Annotated in this window: 23 protein-coding genes and 1 tRNA gene; 8 read left to right on the top strand and 16 right to left on the bottom strand. The window is 25.2% G+C overall.

Annotated elements, in window-relative coordinates:
• Positions 1–71: 71 nt before the first annotated feature.
• The 3 genes from BN8917_RS09185 to manA all read right to left on the bottom strand — a co-directional run bounded on the left by BN8917_RS09185 (position 72) and on the right by manA (position 3,381).
• Positions 72–1,169, bottom strand: coding sequence for a 6-phosphofructokinase (locus BN8917_RS09185; RefSeq protein WP_066873692.1), 1,098 nt, complete (start codon positions 1,167–1,169; stop codon positions 72–74).
• Positions 1,170–1,353: 184 nt separating this feature from the next.
• On the bottom strand, positions 1,354–2,241 hold the full coding sequence (locus tag BN8917_RS09180) for an undecaprenyl-diphosphate phosphatase (RefSeq protein ID WP_066873690.1): 888 nt from the start codon (positions 2,239–2,241) through the stop codon (positions 1,354–1,356).
• Positions 2,242–2,403: 162 nt separating this feature from the next.
• Positions 2,404–3,381: a mannose-6-phosphate isomerase, class I gene (gene manA, locus BN8917_RS09175; protein WP_066873688.1), complete on the bottom strand. Its 978-nt coding sequence runs from the start codon at positions 3,379–3,381 to the stop codon at positions 2,404–2,406.
• 187 nt (positions 3,382–3,568) lie between these two features.
• On the opposite strand from manA, the gene BN8917_RS09170 reads away from it, so the two are divergent.
• The 4 genes from BN8917_RS09170 (at position 3,569) to BN8917_RS09150 (ending at position 6,948) form a co-directional block, all read left to right on the top strand.
• Positions 3,569–4,933 carry a Mur ligase family protein gene (locus BN8917_RS09170; RefSeq protein WP_066873686.1) on the top strand — a complete coding sequence of 455 codons (1,365 nt, stop codon included), beginning with the start codon at positions 3,569–3,571 and terminating at the stop codon, positions 4,931–4,933.
• Between the two features lie 19 nt (positions 4,934–4,952).
• A complete protein-coding gene (locus BN8917_RS09165) occupies positions 4,953–5,684 on the top strand; it encodes a type 1 glutamine amidotransferase (RefSeq protein WP_066873684.1) in 732 nt (243 codons plus the stop codon).
• Between the two features lie 492 nt (positions 5,685–6,176).
• Positions 6,177–6,260: transfer RNA gene (locus tag BN8917_RS09155), tRNA-Leu, on the top strand.
• 133 nt (positions 6,261–6,393) lie between these two features.
• On the top strand, positions 6,394–6,948 hold the full coding sequence (locus BN8917_RS09150; protein WP_066873680.1) for a phosphatase PAP2 family protein: 555 nt from the start codon (positions 6,394–6,396) through the stop codon (positions 6,946–6,948).
• On the opposite strand, the gene BN8917_RS09145 is transcribed toward BN8917_RS09150, so the two are convergent.
• Positions 6,949–7,995, bottom strand: coding sequence for a pyruvate kinase (locus BN8917_RS09145; RefSeq protein WP_066873678.1), 1,047 nt, complete (start codon positions 7,993–7,995; stop codon positions 6,949–6,951).
• 149 nt (positions 7,996–8,144) lie between these two features.
• Here BN8917_RS09145 and BN8917_RS09140 point away from each other — a divergent pair, with 149 nt between their 5' ends.
• On the top strand, positions 8,145–8,606 hold the full coding sequence (locus BN8917_RS09140) for a DUF4883 family protein (RefSeq protein ID WP_066873676.1): 462 nt from the start codon (positions 8,145–8,147) through the stop codon (positions 8,604–8,606).
• 22 nt (positions 8,607–8,628) lie between these two features.
• On the top strand, positions 8,629–9,039 hold the full coding sequence (locus tag BN8917_RS09135) for a GNAT family N-acetyltransferase (protein ID WP_066873674.1): 411 nt from the start codon (positions 8,629–8,631) through the stop codon (positions 9,037–9,039).
• 78 nt (positions 9,040–9,117) lie between these two features.
• On the opposite strand, the gene cls is transcribed toward BN8917_RS09135, so the two are convergent.
• From cls to BN8917_RS09095, 8 genes are all read right to left on the bottom strand, one after another.
• Entirely contained in the window at positions 9,118–10,653 is a 1,536-nt protein-coding gene (gene cls, locus BN8917_RS09130) for a cardiolipin synthase (RefSeq protein ID WP_066873672.1), read from the bottom strand.
• A gap of 113 nt (positions 10,654–10,766) precedes the next feature.
• The gene (locus BN8917_RS09125; protein ID WP_066873669.1) at positions 10,767–12,179 is read right to left on the bottom strand and encodes an amino acid permease; all 1,413 of its coding nucleotides are present in this window, start codon (positions 12,177–12,179) and stop codon (positions 10,767–10,769) included.
• 205 nt (positions 12,180–12,384) lie between these two features.
• Entirely contained in the window at positions 12,385–13,197 is an 813-nt protein-coding gene (gene folK / locus BN8917_RS09120) for a 2-amino-4-hydroxy-6-hydroxymethyldihydropteridine diphosphokinase (RefSeq protein WP_066873667.1), read from the bottom strand.
• Between the two features lie 11 nt (positions 13,198–13,208).
• Positions 13,209–14,018, bottom strand: coding sequence for a dihydropteroate synthase (gene folP / locus BN8917_RS09115; protein ID WP_066873665.1), 810 nt, complete (start codon positions 14,016–14,018; stop codon positions 13,209–13,211).
• Positions 14,019–14,027: 9 nt separating this feature from the next.
• Positions 14,028–14,582, bottom strand: a complete 555-nt coding sequence (gene folE / locus BN8917_RS09110; RefSeq protein WP_066873663.1) for a GTP cyclohydrolase I FolE — start codon at positions 14,580–14,582, stop codon at positions 14,028–14,030.
• A 1-nt stretch (position 14,583) separates the two neighbouring features.
• The gene (locus BN8917_RS09105; RefSeq protein ID WP_066873661.1) at positions 14,584–15,336 is read right to left on the bottom strand and encodes an aminotransferase class IV; all 753 of its coding nucleotides are present in this window, start codon (positions 15,334–15,336) and stop codon (positions 14,584–14,586) included.
• Complete coding sequence (pabB, locus tag BN8917_RS09100) at positions 15,336–16,688, bottom strand: aminodeoxychorismate synthase component I (RefSeq protein WP_066873659.1); 1,353 nt, start codon at positions 16,686–16,688, stop codon at positions 15,336–15,338. The genes BN8917_RS09105 and pabB overlap by 1 nt, the downstream gene beginning before the upstream one ends.
• The gene (locus BN8917_RS09095) at positions 16,689–17,264 is read right to left on the bottom strand and encodes an anthranilate synthase component II (RefSeq protein ID WP_066873657.1); all 576 of its coding nucleotides are present in this window, start codon (positions 17,262–17,264) and stop codon (positions 16,689–16,691) included.
• An 80-nt stretch (positions 17,265–17,344) separates the two neighbouring features.
• Here BN8917_RS09095 and BN8917_RS09090 point away from each other — a divergent pair, with 80 nt between their 5' ends.
• Positions 17,345–18,178, top strand: coding sequence for a PHP domain-containing protein (locus tag BN8917_RS09090; protein WP_066873655.1), 834 nt, complete (start codon positions 17,345–17,347; stop codon positions 18,176–18,178).
• A gap of 49 nt (positions 18,179–18,227) precedes the next feature.
• On the opposite strand, the gene BN8917_RS09085 is transcribed toward BN8917_RS09090, so the two are convergent.
• The 4 genes from BN8917_RS09085 to BN8917_RS14065 all read right to left on the bottom strand — a co-directional run bounded on the left by BN8917_RS09085 (position 18,228) and on the right by BN8917_RS14065 (position 20,102).
• Positions 18,228–18,605, bottom strand: coding sequence for a RidA family protein (locus BN8917_RS09085; RefSeq protein WP_084748565.1), 378 nt, complete (start codon positions 18,603–18,605; stop codon positions 18,228–18,230).
• 97 nt (positions 18,606–18,702) lie between these two features.
• Positions 18,703–18,933: a holin gene (locus BN8917_RS09080; protein ID WP_235829993.1), complete on the bottom strand. Its 231-nt coding sequence runs from the start codon at positions 18,931–18,933 to the stop codon at positions 18,703–18,705.
• Positions 18,934–18,988: 55 nt separating this feature from the next.
• A complete protein-coding gene (hprK, locus tag BN8917_RS09075) occupies positions 18,989–19,897 on the bottom strand; it encodes an HPr(Ser) kinase/phosphatase (protein WP_066873650.1) in 909 nt (302 codons plus the stop codon).
• A 28-nt stretch (positions 19,898–19,925) separates the two neighbouring features.
• Positions 19,926–20,102, bottom strand: coding sequence for a DUF896 domain-containing protein (locus BN8917_RS14065; RefSeq protein WP_084748562.1), 177 nt, complete (start codon positions 20,100–20,102; stop codon positions 19,926–19,928).
• Positions 20,103–20,372: 270 nt separating this feature from the next.
• Here BN8917_RS14065 and BN8917_RS09070 point away from each other — a divergent pair, with 270 nt between their 5' ends.
• Positions 20,373–20,564: a hypothetical protein gene (locus BN8917_RS09070; protein WP_066873649.1), complete on the top strand. Its 192-nt coding sequence runs from the start codon at positions 20,373–20,375 to the stop codon at positions 20,562–20,564.
• Positions 20,565–20,602: the final 38 nt, after the last annotated feature.

Raw genomic sequence — 20,602 nt, 5'->3', positions numbered from 1 at the left:
ATTTATGCGAAAAAATACGAGGGATAAACAAAACTAATTTAAATTTTGTTCGCCATCGTATTTTCTACATATTAATCACCAAAACAAATTCCTATCTGTCTGGCTGCTTTAATTTTCTCATCATTTAAATCAATACGTTTAGTATTTCCTATAACATTTTCTAAGCTAACATACTCTATATTTTGTCCTTTTAAACAAACCATATTTCCAAATAAATTTTCATTAACAAGTTCTGCTGCTTTAACTCCATATCTAGTTGAAAGAATTCTATCATAAGCAGATGTATTTCCACCTCTTTGTAAATGTCCTAATACTGTACTTCTAATTTCATGATTTTTTATTAACTCCTCTAGATCATTTTCAAGCTTACTCGCAATACCTCCAAGTCTGATAGGATCTGGGCTATCTTTTACTATTTTAGATACAATAACTTCACCATCTTTAGGTTTAGCTCCTTCTGCAACTACTATTATAGTAAATTGCTTACCACATTCTTCTCTTTCCTTAACTTTATCTACAATTTTATTAATATCATAAGGTATTTCAGGTATTAAAATCACATCAGCAGAACCTGCTATACCAGAATCAAGAGCTATCCATCCACTATTTCTTCCCATAACTTCAAGTATCATTATTCTATGATGTGATTCAGCAGTTGTGTGTAATCTATCTAATGCTTCACAGGAAATTTCAGTAGCTGTATTAAATCCAAAGGTAGTATCAGTTGCTAATAAATCATTATCTATAGTTTTAGGAACACCTATAACATTTACACCTTTTCTAGAAAAATCCCTTGCAGAAGTTAGTGTTCCATCTCCTCCAATTACTATTAATGCATCAACACCTTCTTTTTTCATATTTTCTATTGCAGTATCAGATACATCTTTTTTAACTAAAGTTCCATTTTCCTCTACTTGATAATCGAATAAATTATCTTTATTAGAACTATGTAAAATAGTTCCTCCTTTATGCAATATTCCAGAAACACTATCGATGTTTAAATTAACATAATCATTATTATATAATCCTCTATATCCAAATTTATATCCTATTACGTCATAATCATATTGTAAAATAGCAGTTCTTGTTACAGCTCTAATTACAGCATTTAATCCTGGACAATCTCCACCACCTGTTAATAAAGCTATTTTCTTTTTTTTATTTAACATAAATAAATCCCCCTTAGCTAATTCATTTAATAAATTAAGAGTATCTTTAACTGTTTTATTTTATTCAAACTATTCCCTGAATATTCTAATAAAGAATCATTTGATATTAAGTTTTTATATTAAATAAAAAAAGCTATTTTACCTAATATATAATATATAAATTAGTAAAACAGCTTTTTAGCTATTAAGATATTATGTTTGTATATAAAAGAACTGTCAATAAAATACCAGCTAATACTCTATAAATAGCAAAAACTTTCATAGGTTTCTTTTTTAAATAAGAAATAAATTTATCTATCACTACTAATGAAACTATAAAAGCAATTATAAATCCTACTATAAGAGAAACCCAATAAGTACTATTCATAATACTATAATCAAACTCTAATAAATCCATAGCTGAAGAGCCTATCATTGCTGGAATTGCTAAGAAAAATGTAAATTCAGTTGCAACAGTTGTTGTAAATCCTGCAACCCAGCCTCCCATTATAGTAGATGCACTTCTTGACATACCTGGCCACATTGCTAAACATTGAAAAATACCAACTATAAATGATTGCTTGTAACTTATATTATCCACACTTTCAATAACTTTTCTTTTATTATTTTTTCTATGCCAACTTTCTATAATTAATAAAAGTAATCCACCTACAATAAAAGCTATACCTACAGCTTTTATATTAAATAAACTCTTTATTTTATCGTAGAATAATAATCCTATTACCATAGCAGGTAAGCTTCCTATAATAACATTAATTCCAAACTTAAATCCAACTTCAGTCTCTTTTTGAACTTTAGTATTTTTAGTCATTAATGCTACCATGTATCTTATAAATTCAACTATTGATGTAAATATTTTTTTTCGATATAACACTACTACAGCTAAAATAGCACCTAGCTGAATAACTACTTCATACATACTAGAAAAATTAAGATTTTGTGATTCTCTAAATCCTATAAGATCTCCAACTAAAATCATATGTCCTGTAGATGATACTGGAACAAATTCTGTTAATCCTTCTACTATGGCAATTATTATAGCTTTTAATACAAATAAAAAATTAATCCCCATATTTTTTTCTCCTCACCATTATATTAAGTTTTGTAACATTTTTATTATACTAAAGAAATATAATATATGTCTATTCGTAATTTATTTGTTAAATAATATTTAATTATTATATAAAAAATAAGAAGAGGATTATATTTAAAAGTATATAACCCTCTTCTTATTTTATTTAACTATATTACTCATAATTTCTTTAGTAACGTTTTCAATATTAGGAACATAACTTTTTAATAATTCTAATTTTCCTTCAATAGTATATGCACCAAGAGTTGCTGGTATCAGAATACTATCTCCCTTATTTATTTCTAATTTATAATTATCTGATGTTATAAAACCATTTCCTTCAACACAAGTAAATACAAAAAATCTTTCTGAATCACTAGTTTCTGTACATTTTGAATTAATATTATATTTTTCTAATGAAAAATACTCACACACATTTATAAAAATTTTTTCAAATCCATCTTTTTTTATTGAAATTCCATTTGAAACTTCACCATTTAAAGAGAAATCTATACAATCCATAGCTTTATCTACATGAATTTCTCTTCCTCTATTATAATCAAAGACTCTATAAGTTGTATCACTATTCTGTTGTATTTCAGCTATAATAACTCCTTCACCAATTGCATGAACTAATCCACTTTTAACAAAAAATACATCACCTTTTTTTACTGGTATTCTATTAAGTAGTTTTTCACAATTCCCATCTATAATTGCTTGTTTAAATTGTTCTTTAGAACATCCATTAGTTCCAACTACTAGGTTTGCACCCTCAAACGCCTCAATAACATACCAAGCTTCTGTCTTACCAAGATCACCTTCTACTTGTATACCATATTCATCATTTGGATGAACTTGTACAGATAATTTATCTTTTGCATTTATTATTTTAACTAATAAAGGAAAGTTATTAGTGTCTATCTTACTTCCTAATAATTCACTTCCATATTTTTTTATTAAATCATTGAATTTTATTCCTTTAAATTCGCCATTTTCAACAATACTCATCCCATTTTTATGACATGCAATATCCCAACTCTCACCTATATTACCATCAGGTAGGTTAGTTCTAAAAGTTTCTAGATCTCTACCTCCCCATATTTTATCAAAGTAAATATTTTTAAATTTAATTGGATACATACTTTTCCCCCTAAAGCTAACTTAAATTTTGATATTTTTTTATTATGTGTATATATTACCAAATTTATACTTATTAGTCTATAGGATTAATATATTGGTAATTTAATATCTTTATGCTATACTATAAATATTGTTTCATTGACTATTTTTATTAGTATTTGTTAATAATTTAAGTAACTCAAATGATATAAGGTGGTGTTTTAAAATAGGTATTAAATCTTTTTTAACAATAATAATAACAAAGTTAACAAAGAGTCTTTCTCAAACTTTGTTTAAAGGTGGAAGTAGTTTTCCTGGAAAGGTTGCTTTAAAATTAGATAAAAATATATTAAAAAAAGTTTCTAAAAATTATAAAGTAATTCTTGTTACAGGTACAAATGGTAAAACAACAACTACCTCAATGATCTATAATATTTTAAAAGAAAATAAATTAAATGTTATTACTAATAATACTGGTGCAAATATGTATACAGGAATTGTTGGAACATTTATTGATAATTATAGATTTTTTGATAATAAACAAAAATATGCAGTTATAGAAGTTGATGAAGCTAATGTTAAATTTATAACTGAACATATAAAGCCAGAGATAATAACAATAACAAATTTATTTAGAGATCAATTAGACAGATATGGTGAAGTTTATACAACTCTTAATAAAATATTAGAGGGAGTACATAAAGTTCCAAATACAACTCTTCTATTAAATGGTGATGAATCATTACTTGGAGATTTAAAAGTAAAAAATCCAGTTAAATACTATGGATTTAATGAATCACCAAATAAAGATAAGAAAATTGATGTTAATGCAGATGCTAAGTTCTGTAAGTTCTGTAAGTCAGCATATGAATATAATTTTATAACTTATAATCATTTAGGAGATTTCTATTGCCCTAATTGTGGATTTAAAAGAGCTCATATTGATTATGCAATGAATGAAATATTAGAGCTTACACCAGAAGGATCTAAAGTGAAATTTAACAATTCAATTTTTACAGTAACTCAATCAGGAGTTTATAATATATATAATGCTCTTTGTGCTTATGGAATTGCAAAAGAATTTAATATAAATGATATTATAATAGAAAATTCATTTACAAAACAAAGCTCAAGTTTTGGACGTCAAGAAACCATTAATATTAATGGAAAAGATGTAAAGATAATTCTTGTTAAAAATCCAGCTGGATATAATCAAGCTTTAGATACTTTATGCTTAAACTCTGGCTCATTTGCAGCTGCATTTCTTGTTAATGATAAATATGCTGATGGAAGAGATGTTTCATGGCTTTGGGATGTTGATTTTGAAAAATTAAGTAAAATGGAAATGAAAGAAATTTTTGTTTCTGGAGTTAGAAGATATGATATGGCTATAAGATTAAAAATAGCTGGTATGGATCCAAAGAAATTTGTTATATCTGAAGAATATGAAAAATTAACCAATGATATTGAAAACTGTAAAGAAAATAAAGTATATGTTCTAGCAACATATACAGCTATGATTGATTTTAGAAAATATCTTCATTCTAAAGGATATATAGAAAAACTTTGGTAGGATAGGAAGGTGTTATTTTATGGAACTTAATATATGTCATCTCTACCCTGATCTATTAAATGTATATGGAGATATGGGGAATATATTAATACTTAAATATAGAGCTGAAGCAAGAGGAATAAATGTTAATATAATAAATGTGTCATTAAATGATAAATTTAATAAAGATGATTATGATATTGTATTCTTTGGTGGTGGACAAGATTACGAACAATCTATAGTTTCAGATGACTTAAAAGCATTAAAAAGAGATTCAATAAAAGATTATATAGAAGAGGAAAAAGTTTTACTTGCTATATGTGGTGGCTATCAATTACTTGGTAATTATTATACTACTCCAGATGGTGAAAAGCTAGAAGGACTTAAAATTTTAGATATCTATACCGAAGCAGGTGATACTCGTTTTATAGGTAATACTGTTATATTTAATGAATATTTAAATCAAATATATGTTGGATTTGAAAATCATTCAGGAAGAACATTCCTAGGAGAAGGATTACAACCACTTGGTAAATGTATTTCAGGTTTCGGGAATAATGGTAAAGATGGATTTGAAGGATGTATCTATAAAAATACTATAGGTACATACTTCCATGGTTCTTTACTTTCTAAGAATCCAGAGCTTGCTGATAGATTACTAACACTTGCTTTAAATAAGAAATATAATAAGGATATAGAATTAGAACCTTTAGATGATACTCTAGAATTAAAAGCTAAAGAATATATAATAAATTTAGCTGAAAAAAAATAAAAAGATAGGTAGATACCTATCTTTTTTTTATTCCTGTAAATTTTATGAAAAAAATTATAATTAGAAATACCAAACAAGTTAAAGCCATATATATAATCCATAAAAATATATCTTTAAAGCTAATACCACTTTTATGAAAAAAGTTATTAATAGTTATATACATATAATGTATTAAAAAAAATACAATTGTTATTCCACCAGAGATTATACAAGCAATAACTCCTTCTTTTATATTTTTTATAATACTAATTATGGAAAGTAATATTAAGGTTACTACAATTACTATATAGATATCAAAAGGCATTTATAAATTACTCCTATTATTAAAAACTAATAATATAATTTTATTTTGTAAATATAATTATTATTACTTTTATATATTAATTTTAAAAAGAGGAATAAATAAATAACTACTAAGTTTTATATAAAATAAGGAAAAAAATATTGATTTAGAATACAAAATATGATAACATATTCTATGTTAGTTATTATGCTGGAGTGGTGGAATGGCAGACACAGTAGACTCAAAATCTACCGAGATTACTCGTACGGGTTCAAGTCCCGTCTTCAGTACCAATAATATTAATACCTTAACGCTTGTAGGAATAATTTCTATAAGCTTTTTTTATTAACAAAAAATACACATAATATAATAAAATACTTAGAAAAGCTATAAGAGCTGCTAAAAACAAATAGTTTAGGGGGAATTATGAACTTTATTGAAAATATTGATTCAAACATAATATTATTTTTCGGATATAAAATACAAAATTCTTTTTTAAATCCTATAATGATATTTTTTACTAAAATAGCAGATATGGGGCTAATATGGATTTTCATTAGCTTTATATTAATTATAAAGAAAAAGTATAGAAAAATAGGAATTACTACGATTACGGCATTAATTATTAATTCTATGCTTGGAGAAGGATTAATAAAAAATATAATTCAAAGACCAAGACCTTTTACTAAGATTAATAATATTAATCTTCTAATACCTGCACCAACTTCTTATTCGTTTCCATCAGGACATACTTCTTCTTCATTTGCATGTGCTATTGTTATAGTATATTATTTAAGGAAATTATTCATCCCTTCAATATCATTAGCTGTAACTATAGCTATTTCTAGATTATATCTTCAAGTGCATTATCCAAGTGATATAATTGGAGGAATACTACTAGGAATAATAAGCGCTACCCTTTCTATTAGATTAATTGATTTTATTTATAATAAGTATATACATAAAAGAACAACTAAATAATTAGTTGTTCTTTTTAATTTTATTATTTACTTTTTTATAATAATCTAATGTTGTTTTTAAAGTTCTAACTACTTCAAAATGATTATTTCCTACCGTAGTTTCACTAGTTAACATAAAACCACTTACATCTTTTTTGACCATATTATATATATCACTAAGTTCATTAACTGTTGGATATAGATCCTTTTTCATTGAATCAAATACATGAGTAGCAATAATTATATCTTTATTTCTTTCTTTTAAGTTATATACTATTTTGTCCTGAATTATCGGTATTGCATACAAAGTACTTTCTGGAACTAGGTCACCTCTAGCAATCACTACTCCATCTAAATTATCTGCTATATCTTTTATATTAATTACAGCCTCTTTTGTTTCAATCTTAGCAAAAAGCTTTGGAATTTTATCTCCCCTTCGTAAAGTTTTAAAAACTTGCTCTTTAAATTTATTACAATCTTCTAATGAAGAACAATATGAATAACATAGAATATCTACTTTTTCATTTAAAGCAAATTGAATATCTTTTTTATCTTTTTCAGTTAGTTCTAAATTTTTTCTAGATATTCCAGGCAAATTACAACCTTTTTCAGCCCTAACCATCCCTTCTTGATTTACAATAGTCTTTATATAATCTTTATCAGAATTTATTACAGTAAATTTCATTGTTCCGTCTTTCATATATATATTTTTAAATTCTGTACTTTTTAATCTTTCGGTTGATATATTAAGAGGAATAAGACTTTTATCTTTTAAAATATTTATATACAAATCCGAATAACTATCCTCTGAACAAAAATATATAATTGATTTTTTCTTGGCATAAAAGGGTTGTTTTAGTTTATCAGAAACTCTTATTTTATGTCCTTGTAAATCCATCAATAAATTAATGTCATGATAATTTTTCCTTATGTATCCTATAACTTTATCTATCTCCTCATAAATTCCATGAGATAAATTAATTCTTATTGTATTTGCTCCGCCTTTTATTATTTTATCTATCGTTTTATTATCACAAGATCTTGGTCCTATAGTTGCAATTAAATACATAGTTACTCCTTATAAACTTACTCTTTTTAACTTATATTATTTTAATCCTATAAATATTACTTCCAAAAGATAATTATAAAATATAAATACGAAATCTTTAGTTCTATAAATAATATACGATTAGTAATTATATAAAGGGGGTGTTTAAAATGAAAAAAATTATATACATTTTTTTATTAACTTTTATAAGTATATTTTTTACTTCTTGTTCAACTTATGAATATATAAATTACTCTAAAAAACCTAATGCAACATATTATCTTGATAAAATGAAGGAGACTAGTGAAAATATAAACTCTATAAGAATAGTAGAAAGTAATTTTTTTAAAGAAATAGAAGTCAATAAAAAAGATTTTAATTTAATTTATGATATGTTAGGAGAGATTAATAAACAAAATATATTGGAAAAATATGAATTAAGTGATAATCCCTTATATAGGATATATATAGACATTTCTACTGATAAGTTTGTTATTGATATTTATGGTGATGATGTAATATCAATATATCCGTGGGATGGAAATTATGCAAAAGAAATATATAGTATTAAAGATTTAGCTTTATCTTTAAAAGCTGAATCTATAGCAAAATATTTATTTGAAAATAAATAATTTATGATTGGAGAAATATAAAATGAATATTAGATTTGCTTGTTTAAATGATTTAGAAAGATGTTTAGAGTTAGATTTACATAAGAAAAAAGAACGAATAAAAAATAAAATAATTAATAATGAAGTTATAGTTTGTAATATAGATAAAGATATAGTAGCCTGTCTTAAAATAGAATATATTTGGACTCATGTACCATTTATAAGTTATATAGTAGTAGATAAAAATTTTAAAAATAAAAATATTTCAAGAAAGTTATTAGATTTTTTAAAAGAATTTTTAAAATCAAGAGGATATAATTATTTGTTAAGCTCTACTATGACAAATGCTATAAGTTCTCAAAATTGGCATATTCATATGGGATTTAAGGAATGTGGTTTTATTTCTTCTGTTAATTCAGGTATTGGCGAGGTTTTTTATATTTTGAAATTTTAATAATCTTTTACGAGGATATTAATTAAGAGTATTAATTGAATAAAAAAGGGAAACAAAATATTTCCCTTTTTTATTTTTTTATAACAATGGTGCAAAAACCCTTAATATTGATCTTATTATTATATTAGACCATTTAATATTTTTACAATCTTCTAGAGTAAATAATTGACTTATTTCTAAAGTATCTAAAAAGTCTTTTTTTATTTCTTTTACAGAATTAGTATTATATAAAAATACACCACATTCAAAATGTAAATATAAACTTCTATAATCCATATTAATTGTTCCAACAGTTCCTATTTTATCATCTGATACAAAGGTTTTTGAATGAATAAATCCATTTGTATATTCATATATCTTAACTCCACCTTCTATTAAATGAGCATAATGTGCTCTTGTCATAGTATGAGCATACCACTTATCTTCAATATGTGGAGTAATTATTCTAACATCTACTCCACTCTTAGCTGCTAATATTAAGGCTGTAACTAATTCATTATCTATTATTAAATAAGGTGTAGTGATATAAATATAATCTTTTGCCTTATTTATCATATTTAAATATACATTTTCTCCAACTGTTTCTCCATCTAAAGGACTATCACCATACGGTTGAACATATCCATCTGACTCAAACTTCTCACTACAATGAATTTTAGGCTTAAATATCTTATAATCTTCTGTTCCAGAATTATTAAAATTCCATGATTGTAAAAACATTAATGTTAAACTCCATACAGCATCTCCTTTTAGATATATTGCTGAATCTTTCCAATGTCCGAATTTAACTATTTTGTTGATATATTCATCTGCAAGATTTATTCCCCCAGTAAATCCAGTATGGCCATCTATAATTGTTATCTTTCTATGATCTCTATTATTCATTCTTAAAGATAATAAAGGGACAAATGGATTAAATACTTCACATTTTATACCTTTAGATTTTAAAAGCTCATTATATTTATATGGTAACTTTTGAAGACATCCAAAATCATCATACATTACCCTTACTTCAACACCTTCCTTTACCTTCTGTTCAAGTACATCTAGTATTGTATTCCACATATATCCTTCATTTATTATAAAGTATTCCATAAATATATAGTGCTCAGCTTTTTTTAATTCTTCAATTAGTTTAGCAAAAAATTCTTCACCTGGAGATAAATATTTTGTTATAGTATTTTTATATACAGGATAAGAAGCATATTCTTCAATATATCTCATCTGATTTGCAACTATCTTATCATCCTTTTCAATCTCTGCAATTAGTGATTCATCAGGCTTAATTAATTTTTCATGCTCTTTATATGCAAATTCTATTTTCTTCTTAAATTTTTTACTAGTTTTATTACCACCAAATATTAAATAAAATAAGCCTCCAAATACAGGTATAATAAGTACCGGTATAGTCCATGCAAGTTTATATGATGGATTATCATTTCTGCTTAATATGTATATTACTACTACTATACTTAATGCTACAAAAAGAATATATAGATACATAAATGATTCACTTAATTCCCAAATAGCAAAAATTAATACACCTAATTGTATTAAAATTAAAATTCCTACAATTACCATTCTACTGAATAAAAATTTTAGTATTTTTCCCATATCTTCTCCTTCGTTATAAACTTATTTATATTATATAGTATACAGCATTTTTAGAATATTTTTAATAAAAAAGGAATTGATTTTAAATTTAAATCAATTCCTTTTAAATATATCTAATTCTCTAATTTAATATCTTTTAATTTAATTACTTTTGTCTTATATTTCACTTTATATCCTAGCCATAATAAAATAAAAATAACTATTCCTGAATACGCTGCTATAAATCCTGATATATTGTCCTGTTGTATATATATGTACCCTTGACCAATTATAACAATTATAAGAGATATGATTGATAAAATAACGCCAAATGGGAATAACTTAGCACGATAAGGTAAATCTTTAATTTTATTTCCTTGAACAACATAAGCTTTTCTAAATCTATAATGACTTAATGATATTCCAAACCAACCAATAAATCCTGATATACTAGATAAAACTATTAACCACATATAAACAGTATCTTCTGCATATATACCTGTTAAAAAACATAACGCAGATATAACTATAGCTAATAAAATTCCATAAATAGGTATACCCTTTTTATTTAATTTTGCAAATATCTTTGGTGCATGCTTATTTTCAGCCATTGAATATAATAGTCTTGATGAAGCATACATATCAGAGTTAGCTGCTGATAATACTGAACTTAATATTATAATATTCATTATAGATGCTGCTCCAGGAATACCTAAATTTTCAAATACTAAAGTAAATATACTTGTATTTACTCCAGCTTGTGAAGGAGGTATTACAGCACCAACTATAAGTATTGTTCCGAGATATAACATATAAATTCTTCTAAATGTCATATTTATAGCTTTAGGAATTTCTTTTTTAGGATTTTCTGATTCACCAGCTGCAACTCCAACTAATTCTGTTCCTACAAAAGATAATCCTGCTATTAAGAAAATATTAAATAAAGATTTAAATCCTCCTATAAATGGTCCTCCATCTAAGAAATAATTTGAAATACCTATTTTTTCTTTTCCTAATATCCCAACTATCATCAATATTCCAATTATTATGAATACAATTACTGTCACAAGTTTTATTGCAGTAAACCAATATTCTGTTATCCCATATAATTTTGAAGATAAAAGATTAAATGCTACTATTAATATTAAAAATATTGCACTTGCAAGTATTGATGATATATGTGGAAACCAAAATTTCATTATCATTGTACCAGCTACCATTTCAGTAGCAATCGCAACTGTTTTATTAAACCAATAATCCCAACTTAGAGCAAATCCTAATGCTGGATCTATAAATCTTGCTCCATAAGAACCAACTGAACCAGAATCAGGTGATAAAGTTGCCATTTCACCTAAACTAGTACATACAAAATAAACTATTATACCCATAAGAGCATAACCTAAGGCAGCATATCCAACACCACCATCTTTTATAGTATTTCCCATAGCTAGAAATATACCGGTACCCATGGCTCCTCCAAGGGCTATCATACTAATTTCTTTTGCCCTTAAACCTTTTTGTAGTTTATCACTACTTTTTCCACTCATGTATATTTCTCCTTTCAAAAATTGTTTTAATTTTGGACTTTAATTTATTAAAAATTAATATTTTATTTATTAATTATAGCATTTTTTAAGTTATATTAAAATTAAACAATAAAAAAATATAAAAAAAGAAAAAAAACAAAAGTTTTTTTTCTTTTTAATTTTTTAAATATATATTTTTTAATATTTTGTTAATAATTCTTTACTATTAAACTAATTCTTCAAGTAACTCAAAGACTCTTTTTTTATAAAGTGGATGTATTTTATATGGTGCAAGTTCGTTCATTGGTTCTAATACAAATCTTCTTAGATGCATTCTTGGATGAGGTAAAATTATTTCTTCATCTTCACTTATAATATCATTATAAAAGATAATATCTAAGTCTAAAGTTCTAGGCCCCCACTTTATTTCTCTTTCTCTTTTTAATTTTTTTTCAATACTCAGTAAAAACCTAATTAATTCTTTTGGAGATAATAATGTTTTTATTTCACATACACCATTTAAAAAATTATCTTGTTCTAAATATCCCCATGGTTCTGTTTCTATTATTTTAGATACCTTTATTATTTCAATATCATCTGAATCATTAATTAATTTAAGTGCTTCATTTATATTTTTTTCTCTGTCTCCAAGATTAGATCCAAATGAAATATAAGATGTATTCCATTGTCTTACTATTTCTATATATACAGTATCTAACGATCTATGAATAGGAGCCCATGGCTTTTTTACTCGTATTAAAACCTTACTTATCAATGAATAAGTTTTTAGGATAAATTCCGCCATCTTTTCTGCTACAGTTTCTATTAAATCATAACTTTCTGATTTAAAATTTTTTTCTAACATATGTACTAATTCACCATAATGAACAGACTTTGTTAAATTACCTGTCTTTCCTGCTTCTCTTACTGAAAGATAAAGCTCTATATCTAAAACAAATTTTTGTCCTAATACTTTTTCTTCATTAAATACGCCATGATTGGCAAAAAGTTCAAAATCCTTTATAACTATTTTATCCATATATCTTCTCCTTATTTTCTTAAAATAGCATCTGTCATAATAGCTGCTCTTTTATTTTCTTTAACATCATGGATTCTAACAAAATCTACACCTTTAGCTATTCCTAAAACTGTTGTTGCTATAGTTCCTTCTAATCTCTCAGTTACTGGTAAATCTAAGGCTAATCCAATCATTGATTTTCTAGATGTTCCTAAAAGTATTGGTAATTTTATCTCTTTTAATTCATCTAGTCTCCTCATAACTTCTAAATTATCTTCATAAGTTTTTGCAAATCCTATACCTGGATCTATCATTATTTTTTCTTTCTTAACTCCTGCATTAATTGCAATATTTATACTTTCATTAATATCATTTATCATCCATTTTATAATATCATCTTCATATACTGGATTTTCTGTATTATGCATTAAACAACAAGCTACATTATACTTTGCTGCAACCTCACTTATATAAGTGCACTTTTTAAATCCCCAAATATCATTTATTAAATCTGCTCCTGCCTTTATAGCTGCTTCAGCTACTTTTCCTTTATATGTATCAATTGATATAGGAATATCAAATCTTGCTTTTATTGCTTTTATTATTGGTACAACTCTTTTAATTTCTTCCTCTTCCTCTACAACTGTATAATTAGGTCTAGTTGATTCTCCACCAATATCTATAATATCTACTCCCTCTGATATCATTTTTTCGACATGACTAAGTGCATTTTCAATAGAATTAAATTTTCCTCCATCGGAAAAAGAATCTGGAGTGAAATTTAAAATCCCCATAATATAAGTTCTTTCACCTATTTTAAACTCTTTATTACCTATAAACATAAAATCCTCCTATATTGATAACATTCTATAAACTTCATTTTTCAATGAATCATTATTCTTAAATACACCTCGATAAGTAGTTGTTACAGTTTTAGTACCAGGTTTTTTAACACCTCTCATAGTCATACACATATGCTCACCTTCTATTACTACCATAACACCTTTTGCATCTAAATATTTGATTATAGCATCAGCTATTTCTTTAGTTAAATTTTCTTGAATTTGAGGTTTTTTAGAATAAATTTCTACAGTTCTAGCTAATTTTGAAAGTCCTGCTACTTTTCCATTAGGTATATATGCTATATGAGCTTTTCCATAGAAAGGTACTAAATGATGTTCACAAACTGAATAATATGTTATATCTTTTTCAAGAACTAAATCATTTGAATCTACAGTAAATGTTTTTGCTAATTCCTCTTCTGCTGTTTTTCCTATACCTGAAAAAATCTCTTCATACATTCTAGCCATTCTATCTGGAGTTTCGATTAACCCTTCTCTTTCTATCTCTTCTCCAATTCCTTCTAATATAAGCCTTACGCCCTCTAATATTTTATTCCTATCCAATTTATAAATCCTCCAATTTTTCTTTATATTTATCTTGTATATTTTTAGTTATATTATTTTTTATATAATTTATATTTTCAATCTCTATAACACTCATTATTCCAATTAAAGAATTAGTTATAAACACTTCATCTGCACTTAGAATTTCTTCTATAGTATAACTACCTTCTTCAACATCAAAATTATTTATTACCCACTCTCTAATTATCCCATTTAAAATTCCATCAGAAATCCTCGGCGTTTTTATAACTCCATCTTTTATAAAGAAAATATTACTCATACTACATTCTGCAATAAAATTTTTTTCATTTAGAAATAAAATTTCATTTTTCCCTATATTTAATGCCTTCTCTCGTTCAATTAAATTCTCTACATATGATATTGATTTAATATAAGATAACATAGATGTAGAATTTCGTCTTACTTTACTTATAGATAATTTAAATCCTTTAATATAATCTTCTTTAGTGTATATTAATTTCCTACTTATTGCTATAGAATTTTTTTCAGTAATTATTATTTTTAATGCACAATTTTTAATATTATTATTTTTTATTAAGGCATTTACTTGATCACAATTAATTTTCTTATCTATATATATTTTTTTTAAAGAATCATTTAATCTTATAATATGTTCTTTTAAAAATACTGCATTATCCTTTATAAGTATTGTTTCAAATACTCCTTTAGAAAACTGTATCCCTGAATCTATGCTTATATATTCATTCTCTAAATCTTTTATATATTTTATCATTATAAAACCCTCATAAGAGCCTTAGCCTTATCTAAGGTCTCTTGATATTCCATTTCTTCATCTGATTCAATTGTTATACCCCCACCTACACCAAAATATGCCTTATCATCTTTTTTTATAATAGTTCGTATAACTATACTAAAATCACAATTCCCCCTAAAATCAAAATATCCTATGCAGCCAGTATACAGTCCCCTTCTTATCTTTTCAAGCTCCTCTATAATTTCCATAGCTCTTATCTTAGGTGTACCTGTAATAGATCCTCCTGGAAAACAATTTTTAATACAATTTACTGCTGTTTCCCCATCATCTAATTCTCCTATTATTGTTGATACTAAATGAAAAACTGTATCATATTCTTCTAATTTAAATAACTCAGTAACCTTAACAGAATTTATCTTACAAACTTTACTTAAGTCATTTCTTTCTAAATCAACAACCATAAGTAGCTCTGATTTATCTTTCTCACTATTTAAAAGTTCAACTTTATTTTTATTATCTTCTATAGCATCTTTTCCTCTAGGTCTTGTTCCTTTTATCGGTCTTGTCTCAACTTTTCTATTTACTATATTTAAAAATCTTTCTGGTGAAGAACTTATTACTTGGATATCCTCTAAATTCATATAACATGAAAAAGGAGCCTTATTTATTTCTCTTAATTTAGAATATATTTTAAATGAATCTTCTTTTGAAATACATTCAAAGCGTTGAGTCATATTTACGATATATATATGTCCTTCTAAAATATAATTTTTTATTTTTCTTAGTGCTTTGATATATTCATCTTTAGTAAAGTTTGGTTTAAATTTATTTAAAGAATCATTATATAGATACTTCTCTTCCTTCTTATTTATAGATTTTATTTTTAATTCTATATTATTTATTGATTTTTCAGGATCATCAAGAATTCCTAAAGCAGTTATATATGTTTTATTCTTCTTAAGATCTTTAATAATTAAATTATCAAAGAATAAAAAATAACTATCTAATATATCGATATCATTTTCTGTATTATTAGGTAAATCCTCTAAAACTCTTCCTATATCATAAGATAAATATCCAATAGCTCCTGATATAAATGGAATATCAACATCAGAATCAAATTTATATTCTTTAATTAATTCATCTAAAATCTTAAAAGGTTCCCCTTCTATTTTTTCATCATCTATAAAACACATATTTCCTAGTGAAGTAAATTTTAAAAACTTATTTATACCTATAAATGAATAATTTGAATACTGACTATCTTCTTTTGAGCTATCTAACAGTATAGTATCCTTTTCATCTTTCCATAATCTATAAATTTCATCTATATTTAAATCGTTGCTTATTTCTTTAATTTTAAAATTCATTTAATTCTCCTTACACATATTTATAAAATTATTTATAATTTCATGTCCAAATTCAGTCATAACAGCTTCAGGATGAAACTGTATAGCCTCTATTTTATATTCTCTATGTCTAACCCCCATTATTACTCCATCTTCAGATAAAGCAGTTATTTCTAACTCTGTAGGTAAAGTATCTTTATCAATTATTAATGAATGGTATCTAGTAACATTAAATTTTTTAGGTATCCCTTTAAATAAGCCCTTTTGATCTGTTTCTACTTTTGATATCTTCCCATGCATTGGAAATTTACATTTAACTATATTGGCTCCAAAATAATATCCTATACATTGATGACCTAAACATACTCCTAATATAGGTATTTTATTTTTAAATGTATTTATTATTTGAATACACTCTAAAGTTTCATTTGGTGATTTAGGACCTGGAGAAATAATAATACCTTCAATATTTTTTTTATCAATTAAATTAAAGTCAATTTTATCTCTACGAACTACTTTAATGTCTTGATTTAATTCCTTAAAATATCTCACTAGATTATACACAAAAGAATCATAATTATCTATCATTAAGAACATCTACACATCTCTCCCTTTAAAATATGTTAAAATAATTATATCAAAAAAAAATAAATATTTAATATATTTAGGGGGTTAATATGCAAATACGTGCAGAATTTCATTGTCATTCTACAGCATCTGATGGAAAAATGTCACCAACAGATGTAATAAGAGCAGCTAAAAGAGAAAATATTAAATCTATAGCTTTAACAGATCATGATACAACAAAAGGCATAGATGAGGCTTATTCTGAAGCTAAAAAATTAGATATTATATTTATTCCTGGTATAGAATTAAGCTGTGATTATAAAGGAGCTACTGTACACCTATTAGGATATTTTAAGGATGATTCTTATAAAAATCCTCAATTTCAAAATTTTTTATTATCTCTAAAAGAAAATAGGATAAATAGAGCTAAAACTATAGTTCTAAACTTAAAAAAATATTTTAATATTAATATAGATTATAAAAAAGTCTTAGATAAAGGTAAGGGCGTTGTAGCTAGACCTCATATAGCACAAACTATAATAGACGCAGGTTATAATTATTCTTGGGATGAAATTTTTGAAAAATTTATAGGTGATGATAGTCCCGCCTATGTTCCTAATCAAAAGTTAGATGTTGGAGATGGTATTAAATTACTGAAAAAATATAATGCTTTAGTAATACTTGCACATCCTAAACTAATAAAAAAAGCTCCTATTAATGAAATCTTAAATTTTGATTTAGATGGTGTAGAAGCTATATATTTTCAAAACACTAAAGAAGAAACTAATTATTATATTTCATACTGTATGAAATATAATCTACTAATTACTTGTGGTTCTGATTGTCATGGCTTATCAAAAGATGATACTAAACATGGATATATTGGTGATATGAATATTTCATCTTATCACTATGAGAAATTTATGGATCTATATAAATCATAAGATAAAAGAATTCATAGTATTACCTATGAATTCTTTTTGTTTTAATTAATTATATATGAGCTATTACTTCAATTTCTATTTTTACATCCTTTGGTAATCTAGAAACTTCTATAGCACTTCTAGCTGGCTTTTCATTAATAAAATATGTCTCATAAATAGAATTCATTTTTTCAAAATCATTCATATTCTTTAAGAACACAGTTGTTTTTATGACATTATTTATATTAGTTCCACCTGCTTCTAATATCTCTTTAATATTCTCAAGAACCTGTTTGGTTTGTTCTTCAATAGACTCTGAAATCTTTCCTGTTTGAGGATTTATTGCGATTTGTCCAGAAGTAAAAATTAAATTTTCTATCCTTACTCCTTGTGAATAAGGTCCAATAGCTCCTGGAGCCTTATCTGTCTTTATTATTTCCTTCATTATATGCCTCCATCTTAGTTAATATTTCATATTCTTATAATTAAATTCTAATATACTGATATCCTAAATACAATATATTTATAAAATGAAGGCTTTATTATTATTTATTAGTATTATCCTTATTGTCTAAATAACCTTTATTACAAATTATACGATTAATTAGTATACCAAGACTAACCAATATTGTTAATATCCTGGTAACTACCCTATCATAATCATCTGGTATTATATTTAACCCTATTCCCTTTAGAACTATTGGTATTAATACAAATATAGAAAACCATACACCATAATTTTTAAATCTAGATAACTCTCTAATCTGTTTATGCACATAAAACCCCCTTATAAAATATAATATTCTATAAGGGGGTTTTTCAATTATATAATTATTCTCTTGATTCAATCATTCTTTTTTCTATAATATCTACTGGATTAGTATTAGACATTAAATTATATCTATAATTAGCAGCAGCTGCTTCTATAATAACTGCAATATTTCTTCCCGGTCTTATAGGTACTCTTAACTTCTTTAATTTAACACCTAATATTTCTTCGTATTCATTGTTGATACCTAATCTATCGTAGTCTCCATCATCTTTCCAATGTTCAAAATGAATCATAATTTTTATATCTTTATATGGTAATATTGAGCTAAGTCCATATAATGCAGATACATCTATTATTCCCATTCCTCTAACCTCTAGCATTCCAAAAGTTATATATGGAGATGTACCTATTAATTCTCCATCAATTTCTTTTATATCTACTGCATCATCAGTGACTAATCTATGTCCTCTTTTTATTAGTTCAAGGGCAGTTTCACTTTTACCTATACCGCTTTCACCTGTTATAAGCATACCTATTCCATAAACATCTACTAAAACCCCATGTAATCTAGTTTCTGGAGCCATCTTATCTGATAAATATAGTGTAAGCTTACTAATAAATTTAGTAGTAATCATATCTGTTCTTACTATCCAAGTTTTATTTTTCTTAGCTGAAGCTAATACATCTTCTTGTATATCTAATCCTCTTGTTATTATAAGACAAGAAATATCAAAAGAGAAAAACTTATTTACTCTTTTTTTTCTTAAGTCTGGAGCCATATCATTTATAAAACTCCATTCTGCTTTTCCTATAACCTGTATTCTTTCAGGAGCAAAATAATTGTAAAATCCAGCAAGTTGAAGTCCAGGTCTATTTATATCTTGGACATCAATAGGAATATTACTATCTCCTTCTTGTATTATCTCTAAATTAAAATCTTTTATAAGTTTTTCTACAGTAACTCCCACTATATATCACCCTTTTAATACTATTTTATTATTTTGAATCTCTTGGCTTTATTTGCTCAAGTTGTATTCTTAAATTATTTTTATATCTATCTATATATTCTCTTCTTAATACTTGTTGTTCTTCTTTTTCTTCATCAGTTAATCCATCAGCTTTACTCTTTTTTGCTAATTCATTTATTCTTGCTGTTAATTTATCTAATTCCATCTTTAATTTCTCCTTTTGTTGTATATTTATAATACCATTCTACCTTATTTTATTACTTATTATCAATATTTAAATATTTTACTATATATTTATTACATTAATTTAAGAGTAAATTCGCTAATATTTTTAAATAAAAAGTATTAAAATATATTTTATTGTAAAAATATGTAATAATTTAAAATAAATAAGTATTTTACAAAAAAATACTGGAGATATATAATATTATTACAGATATATTGACTGATATTTATTTATATAGGGGGATTTTGAATGAATTGCAAAAAATTAAATAATAAAATAAAACATAGAAAGGCTTTATTAAACATTCTTTTACTTTTTTTAAAAAGAACAAATCCTATAGTTATTCTAGTAAGTCAAAATTTAGATTATTTTATCCAATATGAACAAAACTTAAGATTTGCTAAATATTATAAAAATAATAAATCAAATAAAATAGCTTAATTTATATTATAATAGCCATTATATTTATTAATTATAAA

Origin of the sequence: Clostridium mediterraneense (assembly GCF_900091705.1) — a bacterium.
Classification (GTDB): Bacteria; Bacillota; Clostridia; order Clostridiales; family Clostridiaceae; genus Sarcina; species Sarcina mediterraneense.
The sequence above is the reverse complement of the archived record's forward strand: the minus strand, read 5'-3'. Positions and strand labels throughout refer to the sequence as shown.

Bases quoted from the DNA above. Each gene is read 5' to 3' on its own strand.
- BN8917_RS09125 (WP_066873669.1), bottom strand. From the start codon at position 12,179: ATGAGTGGAAAAAGTAGTGATAAACTACAAAAAGGTTTAAGGGCAAAA.
- BN8917_RS09140 (WP_066873676.1), top strand. From the start codon at position 8,145: ATGAAAAAAATTATATACATTTTTTTATTAACTTTTATAAGTATATTT.
- BN8917_RS09090 (WP_066873655.1), top strand. From the start codon at position 17,345: ATGCAAATACGTGCAGAATTTCATTGTCATTCTACAGCATCTGATGGA.
- BN8917_RS09145 (WP_066873678.1), bottom strand. From the start codon at position 7,995: ATGTATTTAATTGCAACTATAGGACCAAGATCTTGTGATAATAAAACG.
- cls (WP_066873672.1), bottom strand. From the start codon at position 10,653: ATGGGAAAAATACTAAAATTTTTATTCAGTAGAATGGTAATTGTAGGA.
- BN8917_RS09095 (WP_066873657.1), bottom strand. From the start codon at position 17,264: ATGTTCTTAATGATAGATAATTATGATTCTTTTGTGTATAATCTAGTG.
- folK (WP_066873667.1), bottom strand. From the start codon at position 13,197: ATGGATAAAATAGTTATAAAGGATTTTGAACTTTTTGCCAATCATGGC.
- BN8917_RS14065 (WP_084748562.1), bottom strand. From the start codon at position 20,102: ATGGAATTAGATAAATTAACAGCAAGAATAAATGAATTAGCAAAAAAG.
- manA (WP_066873688.1), bottom strand. From the start codon at position 3,381: ATGTATCCAATTAAATTTAAAAATATTTACTTTGATAAAATATGGGGA.
- BN8917_RS09135 (WP_066873674.1), top strand. From the start codon at position 8,629: ATGAATATTAGATTTGCTTGTTTAAATGATTTAGAAAGATGTTTAGAG.
- pabB (WP_066873659.1), bottom strand. From the start codon at position 16,688: ATGAATTTTAAAATTAAAGAAATAAGCAACGATTTAAATATAGATGAA.
- BN8917_RS09070 (WP_066873649.1), top strand. From the start codon at position 20,373: ATGAATTGCAAAAAATTAAATAATAAAATAAAACATAGAAAGGCTTTA.
- folP (WP_066873665.1), bottom strand. From the start codon at position 14,018: ATGTTTATAGGTAATAAAGAGTTTAAAATAGGTGAAAGAACTTATATT.
- BN8917_RS09165 (WP_066873684.1), top strand. From the start codon at position 4,953: ATGGAACTTAATATATGTCATCTCTACCCTGATCTATTAAATGTATAT.
- BN8917_RS09105 (WP_066873661.1), bottom strand. From the start codon at position 15,336: ATGATAAAATATATAAAAGATTTAGAGAATGAATATATAAGCATAGAT.
- BN8917_RS09150 (WP_066873680.1), top strand. From the start codon at position 6,394: ATGAACTTTATTGAAAATATTGATTCAAACATAATATTATTTTTCGGA.
- BN8917_RS09180 (WP_066873690.1), bottom strand. From the start codon at position 2,241: ATGGGGATTAATTTTTTATTTGTATTAAAAGCTATAATAATTGCCATA.
- BN8917_RS09185 (WP_066873692.1), bottom strand. From the start codon at position 1,169: ATGTTAAATAAAAAAAAGAAAATAGCTTTATTAACAGGTGGTGGAGAT.